The organism is Pseudomonas sp. IT-P100 (genome assembly GCF_949767185.1).
In the GTDB taxonomy this organism is placed as follows: Bacteria; Pseudomonadota; Gammaproteobacteria; order Pseudomonadales; family Pseudomonadaceae; genus Aquipseudomonas; species Aquipseudomonas fluorescens_B.
In genome coordinates this window covers 73,730-96,274 of the sequence record NZ_CATKQK010000058.1, presented here as the reverse complement: position 1 = coordinate 96,274, position 22,545 = coordinate 73,730, and the positions used below count along the sequence as shown (strand labels likewise).

Sequence of the window (22,545 nt, the reverse complement as noted above, 5' to 3'; positions counted from 1 at the left end):
ATGCCACCGCTCTTGCACACTGAAGATGTCCATCCATGGAGAGCGCTCATGTCCCGTTCAACCTTGCCCCTGATTTACTCCTGCTCAGGCTGCTCCAACGTTGCCCAACTGGCCAATACCCTGGCCGTGCGGCTTGATCGCAGCGGACTGGCGGAAATGTCCTGCATCGTCGGGGTCGGCGGGCACGTGGCGGCGTTGGTCAACAAGGCACGCTCGGGACGGCGGATTTTTGCTTTGGATGGTTGTCCGTTGCAATGCGTCGAAAACTGCCTGAAGCAGCATGGTTTGCACGCGGATGTGCATTTGATTCTTAGCCATTACGGGTTGCGCAAACGCTTTGGCGAGGACTGTACGGAGGCGCAGGGGGATGAGTTGTTTGAAGGGATCAAACAGTTGATTGCCAGTGATGCCCGCCAGTCTGTGGAACAAATACATTCTAATGTGGGCGCGGGCTTGCTCGCGAAGGCGGACTGATATTCAACATTGATGTTGACTGACACGCCTTCGCGAGCAGGCCCGCTCTCACATTTTGACCGGCGTTTGCAGGTTCTACTGCGCCGCCAACCCCTTCCCTGCCCGCTCCAGATTGCGCCACAGCCACACAGGCAACACATCGGGATCGAGGCTGTCGATCAGGTTCTTCAGCGCCAGCCCCAACTCCGTATCCCCCTCAATCACCAAACGCCTGCGAAAGAACAACGTATCCGGATCCTCCTGACGGCTGGCCAGTAGTAAAAACTCACGCCAGTTACCACTGATGGTCACATGCGCGTTGGCGCGTTCAGCAATTCGCAACCCTTCACGGGTCAGCGTAAGAAACCAGGACAACCCCAGGTCCGGAATCCGCAAGCACAACCAGCGCCCACGCAACACTTCAAACTCGCCGTCGCGCAACGGATCCGCGAGGCAGCGATTGAGCGCCTGCTGCAACGCCAGACGTTGCACGGCAAAAGGCACCCGGCGCACCAACGGCAACAACCGGTCGGCGCCTTTGAGCAGCCACTTCTTCCGATTCACAGGCCGACCTCCTCGACGCGCAACATGCCGGCCTGGCCATGCCAGTAACCGTTACAACCGTCGACGAACACCGGCGGTGTCTCGCCCAGACGAACCCGTTGATAGGCGGCAATGACCTGCGCCATGCCTTGATAACGAGGGCTCAGTCGCAACAAATCAGCGCCGCAGGCCACCAGCCCCGCGTAATCTGCCAGGAGATTGGTCACCTCGGCCGACATCGTTTGAATGCCGTTAATGGTGAACAGTGCCTGCCCTTCCTGACTGGTCAGCGGCAGGCCGTCGGGGTAGTTGATGCAGCAAAACTGGCAGTCGTCCTTGGGCCGGTTTTCCGCCCGCGCGGTGAAGCAGCGTGCGGAATAGGCCAACGGCAAATGCCCGTAAGCAAAGACTTCGACTTCCGGGACCTCTCGACCCAGTTCCCGCACCTGATCGAGCACATCGCTAATCAGCGTCGCCGAACACTCCACGGGCGGCACCCAACGGGTCATCCCGCCGTCCAGCAGTTGCGTGAGCGTATGCCCGTTGTACACATTCAGCGCAGGACCGCCCACGAACGGCAACTTGCGCTCGGCCAGAAACTGCACCGCGCCCATGTCGTTGGCTTCCACCAACAGTTGGCCGTTGTCGCAGAGCCGCCGCAGGCTAGAGAGTTCGGAGGCCGCTTCGATAAGCGTCAGGCTGGAGAGAACCAGTTGTGCCTGGCTGCATTCTTGTAACTCGCGCCCCAGCCCCAACCATTGATCCAATGAAAATGACCGGCGTTTCGAGCACACGGTTTCCCCCAGATAAATCACATCCAGGGGCAAGGCCGACATCTCGGCGTAAAAGTTGCTGAGTTGCGCTTTGTCCCAATAAAACAGGACCGGTCCAAGGCTGAGCTTCATGTCGCCTCCCTCATTGCCATGATCGATGGTAAGCACCCAAAGTGGTCTGGCTGCCTTCGGACAAACCGGCCAACACCCGGCGCCATTCCTCCTTGACCCGAAAACTGCCCGGCGAGCCACGATGGGCATCCAGCGCCGCACGCCAGACACGGGTGACTTGTTCGACATACGCCGGGCTGCGTTGCCGGCCCTCGATTTTGACCGCCTCGACGCCGATGGCCGTCAATTCCGGCAGCAAGTCCAGGGTGTCGAGGCTGGTGGGTTCTTCCAGCGCATGAAAGCGTTTGCCGCCGACCAGGAAACGGCCTTTGCACAAGGTCGGATATCCGGCGGGTTCCTCAGGGGTGTAACGGTCGATCAGCACTTCACTGAGCCGTGCGCTCAAGCCGTCGGCGTCTTCGCTCCAGCGCACCGCTTTGGCCGGCGAACAGACGCCACAGAGGTTCGGCGACTCACCGGTAATGTACGAAGAAAGATGGCAACGCCCTTCAGCCATGATGCACAAGCTGCCGAAGCCAAAGACTTCGATGGGCACCGGGCTACTCGCAGCGACCTGACGCACCTGGGCCAACGACAACACCCGAGGCAGTACCGCGCGACGAATTCCGTAGCGTTGCGCATAAAACTCCAGGGCCGCGGCATGGGTCGCCGAGCCCTGCACCGACAGGTGCAGCGCCAGTTGCGGATGCCGCTGGCTGGCGTAGTTGAGTACGCCGGGGTCGGCGGCGATCAGCGCATCCACGCCAAAATCGGCGGCGCGATCAACCGCGCGCTGCCAGCGTTCCCAGCCCTTGGGTTGCGGGTAGGTGTTGACCGCGACATAGAGTTTTCGTTGATGCTGACGCATGTGGGCGACCGCCGCGTCGAATTGTTTGTCGTCCATGTTCAGCCCTGCAAAATGCCGGGCATTGGTGTCATCGCGAAAACCGACATAAACGGCATCGGCGCCTTGGCGCACCGCCGCTTTTAGCGCAGGCAGGTTGCCTGCCGGGCAGACCAGTTGCATGGGTAATCCTCATGGGGAAACGCGTCTGAACCCTCCCTCGATGCCTGTGGTACAGCGATCGAAAAAGGCGCTGCCAGTCTAGCGAGACCGGCAGGCACAGCCTTGACGGCAATCAATTGCGATCAATGCATCAGGTCGGCGAAGGACAGGAACATCACGTTGTCGTGCTTGAGCACTTGCTGCTCGCACTCGATCACCGCCAGGCCATCGGCCCAGCACGCGGCGGTCAACATCGCCGAGCTTTGCTGGGGGTGCAGCTCCACGCTCAACTGACCATCAGCACCGGGTGTCAGCCGTGCCCGCAGGTACTGCCGACGTTTGTTGCGCTGCAACCAATCGAACCCGGCGGGCACGGCCAGTGGCGCCGGCAACACATCGCTGACGCCCTGGGCCCTGAGCAGGAACGGGCGCACCACCACCAACGCGGTAATCAGCGCCGCCGAAGGATTGCCCGGCATGCCGATCCAGGGTTTGCCGGCGACTTCGCCGAAGGCCAGCGGCTTGCCCGGCTGAATGGCCAGCCGCCAGAAATCCAGGCTGCCGAGTTCCTCGATCGCTTGTTTGAGGTGATCTTCCTCACCCACCGAGACGCCCCCCGAACTCAACAACAGGTCGCATTCCGAAGACGCCAGGCTTAACGCATGCCGGCTGGCGGCCAACTCGTCGGCCATGACGCCATAGTCATGCACCTCGACCCCCCAACCGCTCAACAACGCGGCGAGGCAGTAGCGATTGCTGTTGTAAATCTGCCCGGGCGCCAATGAATCACCCGGCTCACGCAGTTCGTTGCCACTGCTGAGCAAGCACACCTGCAACGGTCGATAGACCTCGACCCGCCCGATACCAGCGCCAGCCAGCAATCCCACTTCTTGCGCACGCAGACGTTTGCCGGCCTGGATTAACAGGTCGCCCCGGCGAACCTCCTCACCTTCTTTGCGCACGTGATCGCCAGTATTGACGGGCGGGAACCACACGCGCTTGCCCTCGATCCGACAACGCTCTTGCGGCACCACGGTGTCGGCGCCTGCAGGTAATGGTGCACCGGTAAAAATCTGCACTGCTTGCTGCGCGAGCAACGGTGAGCACGCCGAATCCCCCGCTGCGATTCGTCCGCCAATCAACAACCAGCCACCCTCCGGTGGCAGGTCAGCGGCCCTGAGGGCATAACCGTCCATGGCGCTGTTGTCCCAGGCCGGCAGGTTGACGGGGGAATGAATGTCCGCCGCCAGCACCCGACCCAAGGCTTGATCCAGGTCGATCTTTTGCGCCAGGGGCGGCGGCGGAGCCTGGTCCAGCAAACGATTGATGGCCTCGTCCACCGGCATCAAGTGACCAAGGTCACACACCCGGCCGGTCATGAGCGGGTCTCGCAGGCGTCGACGCCCCGTTGCCCTTGCGGTTTCAAATGGGGGGCGAAATTGCATGGGCCGGTGCGGCTGTCCAGCTGTTCGAGCAGGATCTGGTTCCAGGCCGTTCGACACGCGCCCGGCGAACCCGGAACGCAGCACACCAGCACGCCATTGCTCATCCCTGCCAATGCCCGGGATTGCAGGCTGGACATGCCGATTTCCGCAAGGGACACCTGACGGAACAGTTCACCGAAGCCTTCCACGTGTTTGTCCAGCAACGGCAAGACCGCTTGTGGTGTGTTGTCGCGCGCGGTGAAACCGGTGCCGCCGGTCATCAATACCACCTGCACCTTGGGGTCGGCGATCCAGTGGGAAACCTTGGCGCGGATCTGATAAATGTCGTCCTTGACCAGACCACGATCGATCAGTACATGCCCGGCCGTTTGCAGCAAATCCGTGAGGGTCTGCCCCGAGGTGTCAGTGTCAAAGGTGCGCGTATCGCTGATGGTCAGCACGGCAATGTTCAGGGGTTCAAACGTGCGTTGCGCCAGATGGGCCATATCCAAGCCTTCCCGTAAATGAGGGTATGGGGCAAAGCCTGAACTGGAATTCCCGATGAGCCTATTCCTCCAAGGAGGTACCTCTACAGGGACATATGAAGAACGTGTAGGCCACACGATACCTGTGGGAGCGAGCCTGCTCGCGATAGCGGCTTGTCAGGCAATATTGATGTCGACTGACCCACTGCTATCGCGAGCAGGCTCGCTCCCACATTGTTCTCCATCGCTGCGCGTTCTGCGGGTTCAAGGTGCCAAGCGGTTCCGTTGCCATACGCCATCGCGCAACCGGTAATCGAGACGGTCATGCAAGCGGTCGGCACGGCCTTGCCAGAATTCCAGGCGATCAGGCTGCAAGCAGTAGCCGCCCCAGTGCTCGGGCCGCGGCACGGCCTGGCCGGCAAACCGTTGGGTGGTTTGTATCAACAGCGACTCAAGCTCGGCCCGATTGGCCAATGGTCGGCTTTGCGGTGAGGCCCAGGCGCCCAGGCGACTGTCCTGTGAGCGGGAATCGAAGTACGCATCCGACAGCGTCGGGGCGAGCCTGGACACTTGCCCCTCGATCCGCACCTGACGCTCCAGCCCCGGCCAAAAAAAGGTCATCGCAGCATACGGATTAGCAGCCAATTGCTGCCCCTTGTCGCTCTGGTAATGACCGAAAAACGTGAAGCCTTCATCACTAAAGCCCTTGAGCAGCAGGACCCGACAGTGCGGGCGACCTTCACTGTCGACGGTCGCCAACACCATGCTGTTGGCTTCGACAGGCGCGCGCTCGGTGTCGCGGGCCAGTTGCATCCACTGTCGGAACATGGCCAGCGGGTCGTCCAGCGCCGCCTCGTCTTGCAGGCCAAAAAGGGTGTAGTTGCGGCGCATCTGTGCCAGGGAAAGCGGCATGAGGGTGATCTCCGAAAAGGTTCTGCCCAGCGTGCGAGACTTCGCGCAACAGCACCTTGATCACCATCAACACTGAGCATGCCCAGCCTTACTTGAGGCGTAACCGCCGCGCCAGTTTGTGCAGGTTGCTGGGATCGATTTCCAGGATCCGCGCGGCGCTGGCCCAGTTATCCCCGGACAGGCTCAAGGCCTGGAGAATTTTCTTGCGCTGGTAATCGTCGACCGCTTCCCCCAAGGGCTGGAACGGCGCGTCAGCCGTTTCGTCCAGAGGACTTTCGACGACCACGCCCTGCCCGCCCATGGCACTGTCGAGGTCCAGAATCTCGGGTTCCAGCGTCATGATCAGGGTGCGACTCGTGCCGCGGCTGAGCGTCTTCAACGCGGCTCGGCTGATCACATGTTCCAGCTCGCGCACGTTGCCCGGCCAGCTGTAAGTCAGCAGCGCGCGCTCGGCGGCCGGCGACAGACGCAAACCGCGCAAGCCAAGCCGCGCCCGATTCAGCTCAAGGAAGTGCCCGGCCAGCATCAACACATCGTTACCCCGCTCGCGCAACGGCGGAATCGGCACCGGATAGACCGAGAGCCGGTGATACAGATCCGCCCGAAACAAGCCATCGCGGATGCTGTCCGGCAGGTGCCGGTTAGTCGCGGCGATGATGCGCACATCCACGTGCAACGGCTTGTCGGCGCCGAGGCGCTGGATCTCGCCGTTCTGCAGGGTGCGCAGCAGTTTCGCCTGCACAGCCAATGGCAATTCACCCACTTCATCGAGAAACAGCGTGCCGCCGTTGGCCGCATCGAAACGCCCGGCACGGTCACTGGTGGCGCCGGAAAACGCGCCTTTGACATGGCCGAACAATTCACTTTCCGCCAGAGACTCCGGCAAAGCCGCGCAGTTGACCTGCACCAGCGGCTTATGACTGCGACCCGACAGACGATGCAAGCGCCGGGCGAACAGCTCTTTGCCGACGCCGGTCTCGCCCAGCAGCAACACCGGCAGCTCGGAATCGGCCAGCACATCCAGTTCATTGAGCAACTGGTGCAGCACTTCACTTTGCCCGAGGATCTCGCCTTCGTCCGCCGGTCTGCGTACGTCTTGAATATCGCTGCGGGACAAGCGCAGGCTGCGGTTTTCCTGTTCCAGTCGGGTGACTCGCACGGCGGCTTCGATCTGCAAGGTGCAGCGCTTGAGTTCTTCCCGCGCACGGCTGTCGAAGGTCCCGGCATGCAGCGCATCGAGGGTGATCGCCCCCCAGATCCGACCTTCCACATACAGGCTCACGCCCATGCAGTCATGCACTGGCATCGGTTCGCCGGCGTGATTGTCGAGCAAGCCATCATAGGGATCCGGCAGCCGACTGTCGGGCTCGAACCAGGTGGGTTCGCGCGACGCCATGATCGCCGCCAGCCGCGGATGCTGAGCGATGACAAACCGGCGGCCCAACGCTTCATGCACCAGCCCCACCGTCGCCACCGGCCTGAGGCTGTCGTCATCCAGACGCAGCAATCCCACGGCGCCACTGTTGAAGTACTCGCGCAGGGTCTGGACCAAACGTTGCAACCGCACAGCATTCGGCAACTCGACAATCAGGTCGGCCGCCAGGCTTTCACGCAGCATGGTAGTTATTACCCTCTATGGTTGGATTCACCCTAAAGCGTCCGGGTGTCTATCACCACAACTAAAAATTAAGCCATATTTTTCAATGCGTTAAATATGGCATGCCGGGTGCAATGAGCTTGGGGAACCGTTGAAATCCAAACAAGGAACCCCTGATGAGCCTGACTCTATTGGAACAAAGCCTCGGCCAACTGGCGTGCGACATTCCCGGCGCCACACGGATTTTTCACACCTTTAAACTGGACTTCTGTTGTGGCGGGCATAAAAGCCTGCTTGAAGCGGCCGCTGGCAAAGGCCTCGATCCGGCCCTGATTGCCGATGCGCTGCACCGGCTGCAAGACACCGGCGAAACCCAGCACGACTGGCGCAACGAACCCTCGGAGCTGTTGATCGCCCATCTTCTGGCGCGCTACCACGCCCGCCATCGCGAACAACTGCCGGAACTGATTCGTCTGGCCCGCCGCGTCGAACAGGTCCATGGTGCCCGCAGCAGCTGCCCCAACGGCCTGGCCGATCTCTTGACCGACATGCAACAAGAACTTGAAGGCCACATGCTCAAGGAAGAACAAGTGCTCTTCCCGATGCTGCAACAAGGCATCGGCCCTCAGGCCGCACCGCCGATCCAGGTGCTGCGCTTTGAACATGATCAACATGGCGAAGCATTGGAAAGGCTGCTTGCGCTGACCAACAACATCACCCCGCCGGCCGATGCCTGTAATACCTGGCGTGCCCTGTATCGCGGGCTGCTGGAGTTCCGTGATGACTTGATGCAACACATCCATCTGGAAAACAACGTGTTGTTCGTCAACGCACTTAAACCTCGCCATTGATCGATTGCGGGTCATACAAAACCAGTGACACAGCTTTCGCGAGCCGGCTCGCTCTCACAGGGAACGGTATCCCAATGTAGGAACGAGCCGGCTCGCGAATGGCACCGTTACAGGGTTACCGGTTCTCCAGCGCAATCAACCGTGCCAATAGAACATGGCCTTGGCCAGGATCACGATCAACACCATGTGCCCGAGGATGCTGCGGCGAATCCACGTGGCGCGGGTCGTGGTCAGGCATGCGCTTTTCAGCCAGTACGCCAGCAGAAAGTAATGGCCGATGATGCTCAGGGCCAGGATGATCTTCAGACTCAGCAACGTACCAAAACTGCTCGCCAGCGGCTGACTCAATACACCCCGGTGTTGCCACGCCAGGCTGATACCGGCGCCATACAACAGCAACACCACGCCATGCAGCACCTTGCGCGAACGCACTGCAATCGCTTGATCGGCGCTCGTTTGCGCGCTAACCGCCACCTGCTGGCGGGCGTTGTGCCAGATCACCACCTCGAAAAACAGTGTGCCGATGAAGGCAATCGCCGCCAGCAAGTGGGTGACCAGTAAAAAGGGATACATCACCGGCAGCCTCCATCAGTTAGCGTGCTTAGCCCGGATGGCCGTCCACCCGGGACTGCAACAGCATCGGCCCATAGCGCCAGGCGTATAGCGCAAACGCCAGCACCCAACACAGACCGGCCAGCCACAACGCCGGAAAGGGGAAAAACAGGATCAACACGACCCGGCTCAGACAGGCCAGGTTGAGCAGAATGAACGCCAGGGTCATGCCCGACGGCGGCTCCAGCGCGCGGCCGGTATGCCCCAGGCTGACCCGTGCAATCATCGCCAGCACCAGGCCACCCATGGCGCCAATGGACAGGCAATGCACCGCCAGACTCGGATTGATCGGCACACCAAAATGCCACAGCGCCATCCCGAGACAGGCCACCGCCAACCAGGCATAAGCCAGGTACAACGACCACAACAACGGCACATGCCAGAGGGCGCGATCATGCCAGCGCACCAGGCGCACCAGATGCCCTGCGGCCAACACAGCGAACAACAGGCCCACCCAGAAATCGGGGGCAAGCGCAGGTCCAGCGGCATAGAGCAACGCCACCAGCGGTGAGCCAATCAGCAGCAGCCAATCCAGCCACGGCCAAGGGGTAACGCCCTCGACCTTGCCGAGGCCGCGCTGGATGAAGAACGGAATGACGCGCCCACCGATCAAACCCATCATTGCCGCCACCAGCCACAGACCCGTCAACACGCCTTGACGCTGCCAGCCTTCATGACCTTCGACCAGACCATACAGGGACAACCCATCGGCCGCCGCTAACAGCAGCAACACCACCGCAATGGGGTAGTTACGTTTCTGCCGCACCTTCCACAAGGTGAATCCCATGAGCGCAGCCACCGCCAGCGGGAACGCCAGCTCCAGCACCGCGAGCACCGGCAACGGTGCATTGACCAGCCAGGCCACGCGCGCCAACAACCACAGCAGCGCCAGCATGGCCAGTGGTTGCCCGCTGATGCCGGGGCGACCGGTCCAGGTCTGCACCGCCGTCAGCAGAAAGCCGGCGATGATCGCCAAGCCGAATCCGAACAGTAATTCGTGTCGATGCCAGCCCAGCCAGCCACCCGCCGGCTGCCAGCCGGAAAGCTCACCACTGAAGGCGAACAGCCAGAGCGGAATGACCAGCACCGCCAGCAGGCAGCCGGCGAGGAAAAATGGCCGAAAGGCCAAACGCAACAGCGGCGCGATAGCCATCGCTTTACGGCGGTCAAGCACTTGCATAAAGCTACTCCTTTACCTTGCTGCTGACCTGACGCCAACCCACACGCGTCGAGGCAAGTCCGGGGGCAATCATCGGGTATTGACGATTAATTGCCTTTGTCGCAGATCAAGTGTGCAAGGGCCGTGCCCTGATGTTCATTCGCCCGCTGTGGTGAGAGGACCTGCCCCCTGCGGGACCAACCCAAGGGTAGAAATGACCATTAAAGGGTTATTTGAACCCTAAACATGGTGGTCATTTCTACCCTCCCATCTGACAACCCCAGTAAACAACGGACTCCAGGCATGGCCCGCGTCTTGCTCAATGGTTCAGAAATCAAGGAAAACCTGATCCTTCTCGATCCCCAGGAGTCGTCATGAAAAAAGTCATCCAGCCATTGGCCTGGTTTGTTGTGCTGACCTCGGTGCTGGCGTTGGCCAGCGGTGTCTCGCTGGGCCTCGTTTGACTTGATCGCCATCCCCTCCTCAAACCTCAGGATGAATTCTTATGGTGCTTCATCGCGTCCATCACCAGATTCTGCGCAGTCACCACTTGTTCGAGCCGTTGAACGAAGAACAGCTGGATGAGTTGATGAGTACCAGCCATTTGCTGAGCATCGACAAAGGCGAACCGTTGTTCCGTCAGGGCGAGCCGGCAGACTCGTTCTATTTCGTGATTGCCGGCGCGGTGAAAATCTATCGCCTGACGCCGGACGGGCAGGAGAAAGTGTTTGAGGTCATTGGTGACCGGCAAACCTTCGCCGAAGCGATGATGCTGATGGACACCCCGAACTATGTGGCCTCGGCCGAAGCGATCTGCCCCACTCAGCTCTATCGGTTATCCAACAACACCTATATGCGCCTGCTGCAAAGTAACAGCCGACTGACCTTTGCGCTGCTCGGCAAGCTGTGCGTTCGCTTGCATCAACGGGTCAACGAAATCGAAACCCTGTCACTGAAAAACGCCACCCACCGGGTCGTGCGTTATCTGCTGACGCAACTGGTGCGCCAGCAAACCGTTGGCAGCCAATTCGAACTGCCAATGGCCAAGCAACTGATTGCCGGGCACCTGTCGATCCAGCCGGAAACCTTTTCGCGGATCATCCGTCGCCTGATCGATGAAAACATCATCACCCAGGACGGCCGCCAGATCGCCATTCTCGATCGTCTGCGCCTGGAACAGTTCGAGTGAGTGCCCTGCCCGTCTGTTTGTATTGCCAACGCGCCAACCCCGCACAAGAAACCGAGTGCCTCCAGTGCGGCATGCCCCTGCCGGTATTGGCCGCACACGCGGCGCAACGTCGGCTGCGCCGATTCACGTGGTTCTGCATTGGCCTGACGATCTTCTGCGTGGCGATGTTTTTCTGGCTGCCACGCGGCAGCAGTTGATGCTGCGTGCCCCCCTCAAGGTTGGGTCAACTGGCGGTACAGCTGCGGCAATCGCAGGGGTAATTGCTCGGGCTGACGGATCAAGGTGTAGCCATTGGCGCCGAACATGTAAGGCAGGTATTCCCCGGCCTCGCGATCAATCGTGATGCAGAACGGCGTCAACCCCTTGCGCCGCGCCTCCAGCACCGCTTCGCGGGTGTCTTCAACGCCGTAACGTCCCTCGTACAAGTCCAGATCGTTTGGTTTGCCATCCGTGAGCAGCAGCAACAGTTTGCTGCGGCGCTTGCTCTCGCCCAGCAGTTGAGTGGCCTGGCGGATGGCGGCGCCCATGCGCGTGTAATAACCCGGTTTGAGCCCTTGAATACGACCGCGGGTGTTGTCGTCATAACGCTGGGTGAAAGACTTGAGTTCCTGCATCCGCACTTGATGACGGCGCAACGAGGAAAACCCGTACAGGGCGAAATCATCACCGAGCACCGACAGGGTCTCACCGAACAGCAGCAAGCTGTCGCGGATGACATCAATCACCCGATGCTCATCGTTCAGGTGCGCGTCGGTGGACATCGACACATCGGCCAGCAACAGGCACGCCAGGTCACGGCGTGTCTGCCGTTGTTCCATGAACAAACCGCGTTCCGCACACTGGCCATGCTCGCGTTCAACGTGAAAATCCAGCCAGGCCTGCATATCCAGTTCAGACCCTTGGGGTTGCTGGCGTAACCATTGGCGGTCATTGCGCAGGTGCTCGAACTGGCGCCGCAGACGGTGCGCCGAAGCTTTCAGGCGTAGCGGCAGTGGCTGCGCCTCGCAGTCCCGGGGCACCATCATTTGCAGATTGACGAAGGCGTCTTGCATCTGCTGTTTGCGATAGTCCCACTCCGGCAACTTGATGCCCTCGCCCAGGGGAATATCGTCGACATCGGCCGGCGGTAAATCCAGGTGCAGCTTGAGGCCGCCGCCCTTGCGCAGTCGGGTGCGCGACAGGCTCAACTCGTCGAGGTCCTCGGCGACTTTGGCCGCGTCCGGGTCCTCGCTGTCGTCCGACCAGCGATCCAGGTCCACGTGTTCGGTCCAGCTGAACAGGTTCTCCAGACGCACGATCAACAACCCGCCATCGCGGGTGCTTTCATCGATCCGCTTGGCGCGTTTGCTTGCGCCCTTTTGCTCACCGGGCGGGGTCGTCAACGATTCTTCGGATTCCTCCCCCAGGTCGGCAGCCTGAGGGCTCGCGAGGTTTTGCGGCGGGTACAACCACAGCGGCAACGGCCACGCGGCCCGTTCGCTGCGGGGAAAATGTTCGACACTGCCGGGCTCGCGCAGCGCCTGGCATAACGCCCGTTCCAGGGCCGCTTCGCCGCTACTCAATGTGGCCGGATCCGGGCGCAATTGCAGGTGAGAATCGACCAGACGTTTGTACCTGGCACGCAACGCGGGATAACGCCCTAACAGCAGTTGCGTCCAGCGTTGATTGTCCCGGCCCCAGTGCCGCATCTGGCCGGCCTGTGCCGCCAGCAAGGCGAGCCAACGATAGAGTTCTTCGTTCAGCGCGACTTCGGGAAACACCGCGAGGCTCGACGGCAGACGAAGGTTGCTCGCATCGCACCACGCCAGGGGCACTTGCTTGCAGGTGCCGGCGATCTGCTGCAACACGTTGCGCCGCAACAGCAGATCGCGGTCGCTGGCGGCTTCGACACCGATGCCACTGGCGCCGCCCATGGCGCGAAACAGCAGCGCCAGCGGACGTTGCTGGCTGGCCAGTTCGACGCGTGCTTCGGGGAAGTCCGGGCTGGCGCGCCGGGTGATGAAGCGATGCCAGACGCTGCCGACCCACTCTTCCAGTTCGACGGTAAAGGCCATGATCATTGCCCTTTTTGTAAAGCAAAAAAACGGCCCGCTGTATCAGCCGGGCCGACCTTTTCTAGCCTTGACAGCGACTCATGAAGGCACCACGGCCGCCGGGGCGCGCAAGGCTGCGCGGCCACGTTGTTTGAAGCTGAACAGGTAACAGAGCAGTCCCGCAAGGAAACCAAGACCGGCGCCAAAACGGGCCCAGAACAGCACCTGCAGATGTTCGACCGTGGCCATAAAGGGCAACGCGACACCATCGACCTGCCAGCGTTGCAGGTAGACCTGAACGACACCGGCTGCGGTGAGGAACAGCGTGATCATCACCATCGACAGGGTCATCAACCAGAAGCCCCAGATTTCGAAGGTCTGCGAGCGCTCATCGCCTGCTTCACCCAACCCGCGCAGTCGTGGCATGGCGTAGCTGATCAAGGTCATCACGATCATCGCGTAAGCACCGTAGAAAGCCAGGTGGCCGTGCGCCGCCGTCAGTTGCGAACCGTGGGTGTAGAAGTTGACCGGTGCCAAGGTATGTAAAAAGCCCCAGACGCCAGCACCGAAGAACGCTGTGACGACGGTTCCCTTGGCCCACAGGGTGGCGGCGCGGTTCGGGTGTTGCCGGCGGCGGTTCTTCACCATGCTGAAGGCGAAGATCACCATGGCCAGGAACGGCAGCGGTTCGAGTGCCGAGAAGATTGAACCGACCCACAACCAGACCTCAGGCGCACCGATCCAGAAGAAGTGGTGACCGGTGCCGATGATCCCGGTAATCAGCGCCATGGCGATGATCACATACAGCCATTTCTCCACGACTTCCCGGTCTACCCCGGTGATCTTGATCAGGACAAACGCGAGCATCGAACCCATGATCAGTTCCCACACGCCTTCCACCCAAAGATGCACCACCCACCACCAGTAGAACTTGTCGCGGGCCAGGTTGCCGGGGTTATAGAAGGAGAACAGGAAGAACACCGCGAGCCCGATCAACCCGGTCATCATCACCATGCTGACGGTGGTCTTGCGACCTTTGAGCAGGGTCATGCCGATGTTGTAGAGGAAGCCCAGGCACACCACCACAATGCCCATCTTGGTGATGGTCGGTTGCTCCAGGAACTCCCGGCCCATGGTCGGCAGCAGTTCGTTGTGGGTCAGCCTGGCCAGGCCGGCATAGGGCACCAGCAGATAGCCCAGGATCGTCAGCACACCCGCGGCGGCGAAGACCCAGAACAGGATGATCGCCAGCTTGGGACTGTGCAGTTCGCGGTCGGCCTCTTCCGGAATCAGGTAATAGGCAGCGCCCATGAACCCGAACAGCAGCCAGACGATCAGCAGGTTGGTGTGCACCATCCGCGCCACGTTGAAGGGAATGATCGGGAACAGAAAGTCCCCTATCACGTATTGCAGGCCCATGATCAATCCGAACAGTACCTGCCCGAGAAATAGCATCAGGGCGAACACGAAGTAAGGTTTGGCCACGGCTTGCGAGGCAAATTTCAGATGCGGATTAGCAATGCTCATCGCTTAGCCCTCCTTGTTTGGCGGCCAGCCATTGGTGTTGATGTTCGAGCTCCATTTGAGGAACTCTGCGATGTCATCCACCTCCTGGTCACTCAACTTGAACTGCGGCATCGCGCGCCGGCCGGGTACGCCCAGTGGCTGCATTTTCATCCAGGCATGCAGAAAGGGTTTGAAGCCCGCGTCCCCACCGCGCCGCTGGAACACGTTGCCCAGCTCAGGCGCAAAGTAGGCGCCCTCGCCCAGCAGCGTGTGGCAGCCGATGCAATTGTTTTGCTCCCAGACCAACTTTCCGCGCACCACGGATTCGGTGAGCTGCGCCTCATTGCTGCGGGCCGGAAAGGCCTGTTCCGTGTGATAGGTCAAGGCCAGGAATATCAGGAAGAAGAAGATGCTTCCCCCGAAATAGATATTCCTGGCCATGCCTTTGGTGAAGGTCTCTGACATGGTCGCTTCCTCTTTGCTTGGCCCGTCCATGATAGGAAGCGAAGGGTTGAAACATGCTTGATGGCGATCAAGAAAGACAGATGGTTTGGGTCGGGTATTACTGACAACGCAAATCGAATGGGAGCGAGCAAGCCCGCTCCCACATGAGTATTCCTTCAGCGGAACGACATCAGTGTCATCCCGATCACCGTCGCCAACACCAGCGCCCAGCTCAACATCAACCGGCGCCACAGTCGCGGCGCGTGGCGCATCTCCATGAAGCCATCGGTGATCAGCCACGCCTTGCCCACCGCCACCAGCAAGATGGCCATCGACAGCAGCGATGTCGAGCCAACGTGGGCCAACGCCACCGTGCACACACTTAACGTGGCAAGCGCCGCCCAACAGACGAGCAATACCCTGGAAACAGACATGAGAACCTCGTCAACTCAGCACGTAGACCAGCGGAAACAGCACCACCCAGATCAGATCGACCATGTGCCAATACAGCACACCCGATTCAAGCCCGCTGCGGTTGGCGGCGTTGTACAGGCCACGGCGACAGCGCTCCGCGAGCCACCCGAGAATGACCATGCCGAGCAGTACGTGGAGAAAATGAAAACCGGTGAGGATCCAGTAGAGGGTGAAAAAGGTGTTGTGCTCAATGCCCAGCCCCGAGGCCAGCAAGTGCCGGTATTCCGTGAGTTTCAGCACCACGTAGACACTGGCGGCGAGTAACGCCATCAGCAGGAAGCCCGCACCGTGACGCGGCCGTGAGCGCCTGACTTGCTCCTGCGCCAGCGCGGCGAACAGCCCCGCAGTGAGCAGACTCAGGGTCATCGCCAACCCGGTTGAGGTGTTCAGCAACAGGCGGCTTTCACTGAACATCTGCGGCTTGATCGCTTGGGTGACGGCGAACGCCAGGATCAGGATGGCGAACACCGACAGCTCGACCAGAATGAAAAACCACATCGCCAGATCGCCCGGCAAATGCCTGGGCGCCACACCGCTGGACTCAACCGAAGTGGACATCAACCACGTCCATCAGCGCCGCAACGGTCAGCGGATCATCACTCAGCGGCTCGGCCAGGCAGGCCATGCAGGCCTCACGCGGGGTCATGCCGGAACGGATCATGCGCGCGGTAAAGATCAGCAGCCGCGTTGAGGCGACCTCTTCCAGATCATGTTGATCGAGCCGGCGCAGCGCCTGGCCCAACCGCACCACTTGCGTCGCCAGCGCGTTGTCCACCTGGGCTTCCCGGGCCACGATACGTTCTTCGTCAGCCACCGGTGGATAGCCGAAACGCATCGCCACGAAACGTTGGCGGGTGCTGGGTTTCATGCCTTTGAGCAGGTTCTGGTAACCGGGGTTGTAGGAGACCACCAGCATGAAGGACGGCGGCGCCTTCAGCACTTCGCCGGTGCGTTCCAGGAACAGTTCACGACGATCATCGGCCAATGGATGCAACACCACCACGGTGTCCTGACGCGCCTCGACCACTTCGTCGAGGTAACAGATGCCGCCTTCACGCACCGCCCGGGTCAGCGGTCCGTCCTGCCACCAGGTGCCCTGGGCACCGATCAGGTGGCGGCCGATCAGGTCGGCCGCGCTCAGATCGTCATGGCAAGCCACGGTGTACAGCGGCAGTTTCAGCCGATGGGCCATGTGCTGGACAAAGCGGGTCTTGCCGCATCCCGTCGGGCCTTTGATCAGCACCGGCATGCCGTGTCGCCAGGCTTGCTCGAACAGCGCCTCCTCATTATTGAGCGGTTGATAGAAGGGTTCGCAAGACTGGTTACGGTCCATGGGCTGTCTGTTCCAAAAGCGGATTCAAGGAACACGCTACGGGCCCCTGCGACAACCTGGCAAGTGAGATGGCCGGCAAACTTGATCGTCGTCAAGCGAACATTGGCCTGCTCGGGCATAGCCTTGCACGGCACTAAGAACCTGCGTTCTGCGCTGCCGTTTCAGCACATCGCAAAGGTCTTGCCTGAGGAGAAATGGAATGCTGATCAGCAACAGAAAAATGTTTGCCCTGACCCTCGCCACATTGTGTTCGTCACTGGCCCTGGCGGTGAGCCATGCCGCCAGCGCTGACGAGCCCGCCGCCGCTGCGGCCAATTCGCCCATGGTCAAAACCGCCGGCGCTCCCGACATGAGCCAGGCCGAGTTCGACTCATCCAAGGAAATCTACTTCCAGCGCTGCGCAGGCTGCCACGGCGTTTTGCGCAAAGGGGCCACGGGCAAACCGCTGACGCCGGACATTACCCAGAACCGCGGGCAGCCGTACCTGGAGGCCTTGATTACCTATGGGTCGCCGGCGGGCATGCCGAACTGGGGGACGTCCAATGCGCTGACCAAGGATCAGATCACGGTCATGGCCAAGTTCATTCAGCACACGCCGCCGACGCCACCGGAATGGGGCATGACCGAGACGCTGAAAACCTGGAAAGTGTTGGTCAAACCCGAAGATCGTCCGAAGAAGCAGCTGAGCAAACTCAACCTGCCGAACCTGTTTTCGGTGACGTTGCGCGATGACGGCAAGATCGCCCTGATCGACGGTGACAGCAAGAAGATCGTCAAGCTGATAGAGACCGGTTACGCGGTGCACATCTCGCGCATTTCTGCTTCGGGTCGCTACCTGTTGGTGATTGGCCGAGACGCCCGGATCGACATGATCGACCTGTGGCCGGTGGAGCCGACCAAGGTCGCCGAAGTCAAAGTGGGCATCGAGGCACGCTCGGTCGAGACCTCAAAGTTCAAAGGCTACGAAGACAGATACACCATCGCCGGCTCTTATTGGCCGCCGCAATTCACCATCATGGATGGCGAAACCCTGGAGCCGAAGCAGATCGTTTCGACCCGCGGCATGACCGTCGACAAACAGGAATATCACCCGGAGCCTCGGGTCGCGGCGATCATCGCCTCCCACGAATGGCCGGAGTTCATCGTCAACGTCAAGGAAACCGGCAAGGTGATGCTGGTCAATTACCAGGACATCAAAAACCTCACCGTCACCTACATCGACGCCGCGCCTTTCCTGCATGACGGCGGTTGGGACAGCACGCACCGCTACTTCATGACCGCCGCCAACAACTCCAACAAGGTCGCCGTGATCGACTCCAAGGAGCGCAAGTTGGCCGCTCTGGTGGACGTCGGCAAAACCCCTCACCCGGGTCGCGGCGCCAACTTTAATCACCCGACCTATGGCCCAGTCTGGGCCACCAGCCATCTGGGTGATGATGGCATCTCGCTGATCGGCACCGACCCGACCAAACACCCGCAATACGCCTGGAAGCAGGTCGCCTCGCTCAAGGGTCAGGGCGGTGGATCGCTGTTCATCAAAACCCATCCCAACTCCCGTCATCTGTACGTCGATACCACCCTCAACCCGGATACAAAACTCAGTCAGTCAGTGGCGGTGTTCAACCTCGACAAACTCGACGCCGGCTACACCGTGCTGCCCATCGCTGAATACGCGGGCATCAAGCAAGGCGCCATGCGCGTCGTGCAACCGGAATACAACAAGGCCGGCGATGAAGTCTGGTTCTCCGTGTGGAGTGGCCAGGCAGACGAGTCGGCGCTGGTGGTGATCGACGACAAAACACTGAAGCTCAAGTCAGTCATCAAGGACAAACGACTGATCACACCCACCGGGAAGTTCAACGTCTACAACACCCAACACGACATCTATTGAGCTCCATCAATGCAAGGAAACACCATGAAAAATACTCTGTTTTCACTGTTCGCCCTGACCGCCGCGCTGAGTGTGCAACCGGCCATGGCCCAAGACGCGCTGGAGCTGTTCAAGAGCAAACCCTGCGCAGCCTGTCATTCCATCGACGCCAAGATTGTCGGCCCTGCGCTCAAGGACGTAGCGGCCAAGAACGCTGGCGTACCCGGAGCCGTGGACACCCTCGCGAGCCACATCAAGAACGGTACACAAGGCAACTGGGGGCCGATGCCCATGCCGGCCAACCCGGTGACTGAAGAAGAAGCGAAAACGCTCGCGACTTGGGTACTGACACTCAAATAACCGCCAGGAGGGCGTCTTGATGGTGTATCGACACGCTGTGATTCTGGCGGCCCTCCTCCTCATTTGCGCAACCGCGGTTGCGGCGCCGGACGCCCAGCGTCAGGCACAACTCGAACACTTGCTGACCCAGGACTGCGGCGCCTGCCATGGACTGCACCTGACTGGCGGGCTTGGCCCCGAACTGACGCGCGCAGCACTGGCCGGCAAATCCAGGGACAGCCTGATTGCCACCGTCACCCAAGGCCGGCCCGGCACCGCGATGCCCGGTTGGGCTCCGCTGCTCAGCCCCGGCGACATCCGTTGGCTGGTCGATCTACTTCTCCAGGGATATCCCGCACCATGATCCGTTCAATCCTGCTGTCAGCGGCGACCGGGCTGTTGTTGTCCGCTTGCGTTCAGACACCATTGCGTGGCACCGGCGACTTGGGACTGGTCGTGGAGCGCGCCACCGCAAGCGTACAAATCATCGAAAGCGACACCCACACCGCGCTGGCCCGGCTCGAGGGTTTTGGCGACCTGTCCCATGCCTCGGTGGTGTTCTCCCGTGACCAGCGCTATGCCTATGTGTTCGGGCGCGACGGCGGGTTGAGCAAAATCGACTTGCTGACCTGGCGTATCGACCATCGCGTCATCCAGGGTGGCAACAGCATTGGTGGCGCCATCAGTCAGGACGGCAAGCTGATCGCCGTGTCCAACTACGTGCCCGGCGGGGTCAAGGTCTTTGATGCCGACACCCTGCAACTGGTGGCCGATATTCCAGCCACGCCCCTGGTCGATGGCAGCAAACGCTCACGGGTAGTCGGCCTGGTCGACGCGCCGGGGCAACGTTTCGTGTTCAGCCTGTTCGATACCGGCGAGATCTGGACCGCCGATTTCAGTCAGGGCAGCACACCACAAATCAGCCGTTTCACCGGCATTGGTGAGCAACCCTACGATGCCTTGATCACCCCGGACGGACGCTATTACATGGCCGGCCTGTTCGGTGAAGACGGCATGGCCCAACTCGACCTCTGGCATCCAGAACGCGGCGTGCAGCGAGTACTCGGCGATTACGGACGCGGTCAGGCGAAACTCCCGGTCTACAAGATGCCGCACCTGGAAGGCTGGGCCGTCGCCGATAACCAGGCCTTCGTGCCCGCCGTCGGACGGCATCAGGTGTTGGTGATGGATTCACGCACCTGGCAGCAGACCGCCGTGATTCCAGTGGCCGGCCAACCGGTGTTCGTCACGTCGCGCCCGGACGGTCGGCAGCTGTGGGTCAATTTCGCCTACCCGGACAACGATCGGGTTCAGGTCATCGACACCGAAACCCACGCCGTGGTCGCCGATCTGCGCCCCGGGCCAGCGGTGCTGCACATGGAATTCACCGCACGCGGCGACCAATTGTGGCTGTCATTACGCGACGGTGATCAAGTCCAGATCTGGGATCCGTACCGACTGGAGCTGCTGAGCACCCTGCCCGCCAGAGCACCGAGCGGCATCTTCTTCAGCAGTCGTGCGCAGAAAATGGGGTATTGAAATGAACCTTGAGCTGCTCAGTCGCCAACTCATCGACCGCTTTCAGCACGGCATGCCGCTGTGTCCGTCACCGTACAAGGAGATGGCCAGGATTCTCGGTTGCCGCGAGTCCCAGGTGATGGCCTGCCTGGAAGAAATGGATCAGGCCGGCACCCTTTCACGCATCGGCCCGGTGTTTGAACACAGCCGTGCCGGGGCCAGCACCCTCGCCGCCCTCGCCGTGCCCGCCGACCGCCTGCAACAGGTGGCCGATCGCGTCAGTCAGTACCCGGAGGTCAATCACAACTACGCACGGGAACATTTTTACAACCTGTGGTTTGTGCTGACCGCCCCTGATCGCCAACACATCGACCGCGTGCTCAAGGAACTGGAGGACGACACCGGCCTCATGCCGCTGGACCTGCCGATGTTGACCGCCTACCGCATCGACCTGGGCTTTTCCCTGGGAGAAAACTCATGACACCAGGATTGAACCCCAAACAAGCATTGGCGCTGCGCCGGCAACTCGAGGGCGGGTTGCCACTGGTGTCGCGCCCGTATCAGGCTCTCGCCGAACGGCTCAACGCTGACGAAAACCAGGTACTCGAACAAATGCGCCAGTGGAGCGAGCAAGGGCTGTTTCGCCGTATCGGCCTGGTGCTGCACCATCGCGCGCTGGGCTTTACCGCCAACGCCATGCTGGTGCTGGATATTCCCGATGCGCTGATTGACGAAGTCGGCCAGCGCCTGGGGCGAGCGCCCGGCATCAACCTCTGCTATCAGCGGCCCCGGCGCCTGCCGCAGTGGCGGTACAACCTGTTTTGCATGGTGCACGGGCGGCAACGTGATCAGGTGGAGGCGCAGATCCAGGCGCTGCTGGAGGAGCATCTACTGAGCGACTTGCCCCATCAATTACTGTTCAGCACCCAGGTCTTCAAACAGTGCGGCGGCCGCTTTGCGCCCTCGCGCACCGGAGCAGCCACCCATGGATGACCTCGACCGCCGACTGATCAACCGTTTGCAATTGGGCTTGCCGCTGGTGCGCCACCCCTGGCGGGTATTGGCGGCCGAACTGCAGAGCAGCAGCACTGAACTGCTCGACCGGTTGCACACCCTGCTCGCTGATGGCGTGCTCACACGCTTCGGCCCGATGTTCGACATTGAACGGCTGGGCGGCGCCTTCACCCTCGCCGCGTTGGCGGTGCCGGAAGAACGTTTCGATGACGTCGCCGAACAGCTCAATGGCCTGCCGGAAGTGGCGCACAACTACCGACGCGAACACGCCTGGAACATGTGGTTCGTGCTTGGCTGCGCGACCGAAGAAGGCATCGCCGAGACGCTGCAGCGCATCGAAACCCTGACCGGCCTGCCCCTGCTCAACCTGCCTAAAGAGGAGACTTACCATGTCGGTCTGTATTTCCCGGTCTGAAGACACCCTCGCCCAGCGTCTGATTGCGTTGACCCAGGCCGGTCTGCCGTTACTGGATGACCCGTGGGCGTGGCTCGCCGAACAACTGGAATTAAGCGTCGAATCCACCCTGGACCTGCTTAAGCGCTTGCAGGCCGAGGGCGCGATTCGGCGCATTGCCGCCGTACCCAATCACTACCGACTGGGCTATCGCCACAACGGCATGACGGTCTGGGATGTGCGCGACACCGACATAACGCGCCTCGGCGCGCTGATCGGCGCGCAGCCTTTCGTCAGCCATTGCTATCGCCGCCCGCGCCGAACCGGATGGCGCTACAACCTGTTCGCCATGGTGCATGGCCGCAGCCGCGATGAGATCAACAGCTACCGCGAGCACCTGCGCTATTTGTTGGGCGAGGCCTGTGTTGCCGACGAGATGCTGGTGAGCAGCCGCATCCTGAAGAAAACCGGCTTGCGATTACCTGTCGCTTCGCACTGAACACGC

The 22,545-nt window shown here is 60.9% G+C and carries 27 protein-coding genes; 12 read left to right on the top strand and 15 right to left on the bottom strand.

Features of this window, described 5'->3' with window-relative positions; all coding sequences use genetic code 11:
• The first annotated feature begins 48 nt into the window (after window positions 1-48).
• Entirely contained in the window at window positions 49-474 is a 426-nt protein-coding gene (locus ACM6IQ_RS28580) for a putative zinc-binding protein (protein ID WP_017338878.1), read from the top strand.
• Window positions 475-549: 75 nt separating this feature from the next.
• Here ACM6IQ_RS28580 and ubiT read toward each other — a convergent pair whose 3' ends face one another.
• The 7 genes from ubiT to norR all read right to left on the bottom strand — a co-directional run bounded on the left by ubiT (window position 550) and on the right by norR (window position 7,325).
• On the bottom strand, window positions 550-1,017 hold the full coding sequence (ubiT, locus tag ACM6IQ_RS28575; protein WP_414880434.1) for a ubiquinone anaerobic biosynthesis accessory factor UbiT: 468 nt from the start codon (window positions 1,015-1,017) through the stop codon (window positions 550-552).
• Window positions 1,014-1,901, bottom strand: a complete 888-nt coding sequence (locus ACM6IQ_RS28570) for a U32 family peptidase (RefSeq protein WP_414880433.1) — start codon at window positions 1,899-1,901, stop codon at window positions 1,014-1,016. Before ACM6IQ_RS28570 ends, ubiT begins: the two co-directional genes overlap by 4 nt.
• A gap of 10 nt (window positions 1,902-1,911) precedes the next feature.
• Complete coding sequence (ubiU, locus tag ACM6IQ_RS28565; protein ID WP_414880432.1) at window positions 1,912-2,907, bottom strand: ubiquinone anaerobic biosynthesis protein UbiU; 996 nt, start codon at window positions 2,905-2,907, stop codon at window positions 1,912-1,914.
• Window positions 2,908-3,029: 122 nt separating this feature from the next.
• Window positions 3,030-4,265, bottom strand: coding sequence for a gephyrin-like molybdotransferase Glp (gene glp / locus ACM6IQ_RS28560; protein ID WP_017338882.1), 1,236 nt, complete (start codon window positions 4,263-4,265; stop codon window positions 3,030-3,032).
• Window positions 4,262-4,816 carry a molybdenum cofactor biosynthesis protein B gene (gene moaB / locus ACM6IQ_RS28555; RefSeq protein WP_017338883.1) on the bottom strand — a complete coding sequence of 185 codons (555 nt, stop codon included), beginning with the start codon at window positions 4,814-4,816 and terminating at the stop codon, window positions 4,262-4,264. Before moaB ends, glp begins: the two co-directional genes overlap by 4 nt.
• A 243-nt stretch (window positions 4,817-5,059) precedes the next feature.
• Window positions 5,060-5,707 carry a pyridoxamine 5'-phosphate oxidase gene (gene pdxH, locus ACM6IQ_RS28550; RefSeq protein ID WP_414880431.1) on the bottom strand — a complete coding sequence of 216 codons (648 nt, stop codon included), beginning with the start codon at window positions 5,705-5,707 and terminating at the stop codon, window positions 5,060-5,062.
• A gap of 88 nt (window positions 5,708-5,795) precedes the next feature.
• A complete protein-coding gene (gene norR / locus ACM6IQ_RS28545) occupies window positions 5,796-7,325 on the bottom strand; it encodes a nitric oxide reductase transcriptional regulator NorR (RefSeq protein ID WP_414880430.1) in 1,530 nt (509 codons plus the stop codon).
• 155 nt (window positions 7,326-7,480) lie between these two features.
• On the opposite strand from norR, the gene ytfE reads away from it, so the two are divergent.
• The gene (gene ytfE, locus ACM6IQ_RS28540; RefSeq protein WP_017338886.1) at window positions 7,481-8,155 is read left to right on the top strand and encodes an iron-sulfur cluster repair protein YtfE; all 675 of its coding nucleotides are present in this window, start codon (window positions 7,481-7,483) and stop codon (window positions 8,153-8,155) included.
• A 135-nt stretch (window positions 8,156-8,290) separates the two neighbouring features.
• Here ytfE and ACM6IQ_RS28535 read toward each other — a convergent pair whose 3' ends face one another.
• Both ACM6IQ_RS28535 and ACM6IQ_RS28530 read right to left on the bottom strand, forming a co-directional pair.
• Window positions 8,291-8,728 (bottom strand): CopD family copper resistance protein, encoded by a 438-nt coding sequence (locus tag ACM6IQ_RS28535; protein ID WP_145307128.1) that lies wholly within the window; start codon window positions 8,726-8,728, stop codon window positions 8,291-8,293.
• Window positions 8,729-8,756: 28 nt separating this feature from the next.
• Complete coding sequence (locus ACM6IQ_RS28530; protein ID WP_414880429.1) at window positions 8,757-9,947, bottom strand: NnrS family protein; 1,191 nt, start codon at window positions 9,945-9,947, stop codon at window positions 8,757-8,759.
• 484 nt (window positions 9,948-10,431) lie between these two features.
• Here ACM6IQ_RS28530 and ACM6IQ_RS28525 point away from each other — a divergent pair, with 484 nt between their 5' ends.
• Together ACM6IQ_RS28525 and ACM6IQ_RS28520 are read left to right on the top strand one after the other, a co-directional pair.
• Entirely contained in the window at window positions 10,432-11,115 is a 684-nt protein-coding gene (locus tag ACM6IQ_RS28525) for a Crp/Fnr family transcriptional regulator (protein WP_059182808.1), read from the top strand.
• Complete coding sequence (locus ACM6IQ_RS28520; protein ID WP_017338889.1) at window positions 11,112-11,312, top strand: hypothetical protein; 201 nt, start codon at window positions 11,112-11,114, stop codon at window positions 11,310-11,312. The genes ACM6IQ_RS28525 and ACM6IQ_RS28520 overlap by 4 nt, the downstream gene beginning before the upstream one ends.
• 15 nt (window positions 11,313-11,327) lie before the next feature.
• Here ACM6IQ_RS28520 and ACM6IQ_RS28515 read toward each other — a convergent pair whose 3' ends face one another.
• The 6 genes from ACM6IQ_RS28515 to ACM6IQ_RS28490 form a co-directional block, all read right to left on the bottom strand.
• Window positions 11,328-13,169, bottom strand: coding sequence for a nitric oxide reductase activation protein NorD (locus ACM6IQ_RS28515; protein ID WP_414880428.1), 1,842 nt, complete (start codon window positions 13,167-13,169; stop codon window positions 11,328-11,330).
• 78 nt (window positions 13,170-13,247) lie between these two features.
• Window positions 13,248-14,675, bottom strand: coding sequence for a cbb3-type cytochrome c oxidase subunit I (locus tag ACM6IQ_RS28510; RefSeq protein WP_414880427.1), 1,428 nt, complete (start codon window positions 14,673-14,675; stop codon window positions 13,248-13,250).
• A 3-nt stretch (window positions 14,676-14,678) separates the two neighbouring features.
• Window positions 14,679-15,119 (bottom strand): c-type cytochrome, encoded by a 441-nt coding sequence (locus tag ACM6IQ_RS28505; protein ID WP_414880503.1) that lies wholly within the window; start codon window positions 15,117-15,119, stop codon window positions 14,679-14,681.
• A gap of 155 nt (window positions 15,120-15,274) precedes the next feature.
• Window positions 15,275-15,532: a cytochrome C oxidase subunit IV family protein gene (locus tag ACM6IQ_RS28500; RefSeq protein ID WP_031318934.1), complete on the bottom strand. Its 258-nt coding sequence runs from the start codon at window positions 15,530-15,532 to the stop codon at window positions 15,275-15,277.
• A gap of 10 nt (window positions 15,533-15,542) precedes the next feature.
• Window positions 15,543-16,130 (bottom strand): cytochrome c oxidase subunit 3 family protein, encoded by a 588-nt coding sequence (locus ACM6IQ_RS28495; protein WP_414880426.1) that lies wholly within the window; start codon window positions 16,128-16,130, stop codon window positions 15,543-15,545.
• Complete coding sequence (locus ACM6IQ_RS28490) at window positions 16,114-16,905, bottom strand: CbbQ/NirQ/NorQ/GpvN family protein (RefSeq protein ID WP_414880425.1); 792 nt, start codon at window positions 16,903-16,905, stop codon at window positions 16,114-16,116. The genes ACM6IQ_RS28495 and ACM6IQ_RS28490 overlap by 17 nt, the downstream gene beginning before the upstream one ends.
• 199 nt (window positions 16,906-17,104) lie before the next feature.
• Between ACM6IQ_RS28490 and ACM6IQ_RS28485 the strand changes: the two genes are divergently transcribed.
• From ACM6IQ_RS28485 to ACM6IQ_RS28450, 8 genes are read left to right on the top strand one after another with little or no spacing between them, the layout of a single operon-like run.
• The gene (locus tag ACM6IQ_RS28485; RefSeq protein ID WP_414880424.1) at window positions 17,105-18,796 is read left to right on the top strand and encodes a cytochrome D1 domain-containing protein; all 1,692 of its coding nucleotides are present in this window, start codon (window positions 17,105-17,107) and stop codon (window positions 18,794-18,796) included.
• A gap of 24 nt (window positions 18,797-18,820) precedes the next feature.
• Entirely contained in the window at window positions 18,821-19,135 is a 315-nt protein-coding gene (locus tag ACM6IQ_RS28480) for a c-type cytochrome (RefSeq protein WP_102593701.1), read from the top strand.
• Window positions 19,136-19,154: 19 nt separating this feature from the next.
• Window positions 19,155-19,478 (top strand): c-type cytochrome, encoded by a 324-nt coding sequence (locus tag ACM6IQ_RS28475; RefSeq protein WP_017338897.1) that lies wholly within the window; start codon window positions 19,155-19,157, stop codon window positions 19,476-19,478.
• Window positions 19,475-20,653, top strand: a complete 1,179-nt coding sequence (locus ACM6IQ_RS28470; RefSeq protein ID WP_414880423.1) for a cytochrome D1 domain-containing protein — start codon at window positions 19,475-19,477, stop codon at window positions 20,651-20,653. The genes ACM6IQ_RS28475 and ACM6IQ_RS28470 overlap by 4 nt, the downstream gene beginning before the upstream one ends.
• A 1-nt stretch (window position 20,654) precedes the next feature.
• Complete coding sequence (locus ACM6IQ_RS28465; protein ID WP_414880422.1) at window positions 20,655-21,113, top strand: Lrp/AsnC family transcriptional regulator; 459 nt, start codon at window positions 20,655-20,657, stop codon at window positions 21,111-21,113.
• Window positions 21,110-21,625 carry an AsnC family protein gene (locus ACM6IQ_RS28460; RefSeq protein ID WP_414880421.1) on the top strand — a complete coding sequence of 172 codons (516 nt, stop codon included), beginning with the start codon at window positions 21,110-21,112 and terminating at the stop codon, window positions 21,623-21,625. Before ACM6IQ_RS28465 ends, ACM6IQ_RS28460 begins: the two co-directional genes overlap by 4 nt.
• The gene (locus ACM6IQ_RS28455) at window positions 21,618-22,061 is read left to right on the top strand and encodes an Lrp/AsnC family transcriptional regulator (RefSeq protein WP_010460162.1); all 444 of its coding nucleotides are present in this window, start codon (window positions 21,618-21,620) and stop codon (window positions 22,059-22,061) included. Before ACM6IQ_RS28460 ends, ACM6IQ_RS28455 begins: the two co-directional genes overlap by 8 nt.
• Window positions 22,036-22,539, top strand: coding sequence for a nitrite reductase (locus ACM6IQ_RS28450; protein ID WP_414880420.1), 504 nt, complete (start codon window positions 22,036-22,038; stop codon window positions 22,537-22,539). The genes ACM6IQ_RS28455 and ACM6IQ_RS28450 overlap by 26 nt, the downstream gene beginning before the upstream one ends.
• Window positions 22,540-22,545 lie beyond the last annotated feature (6 nt).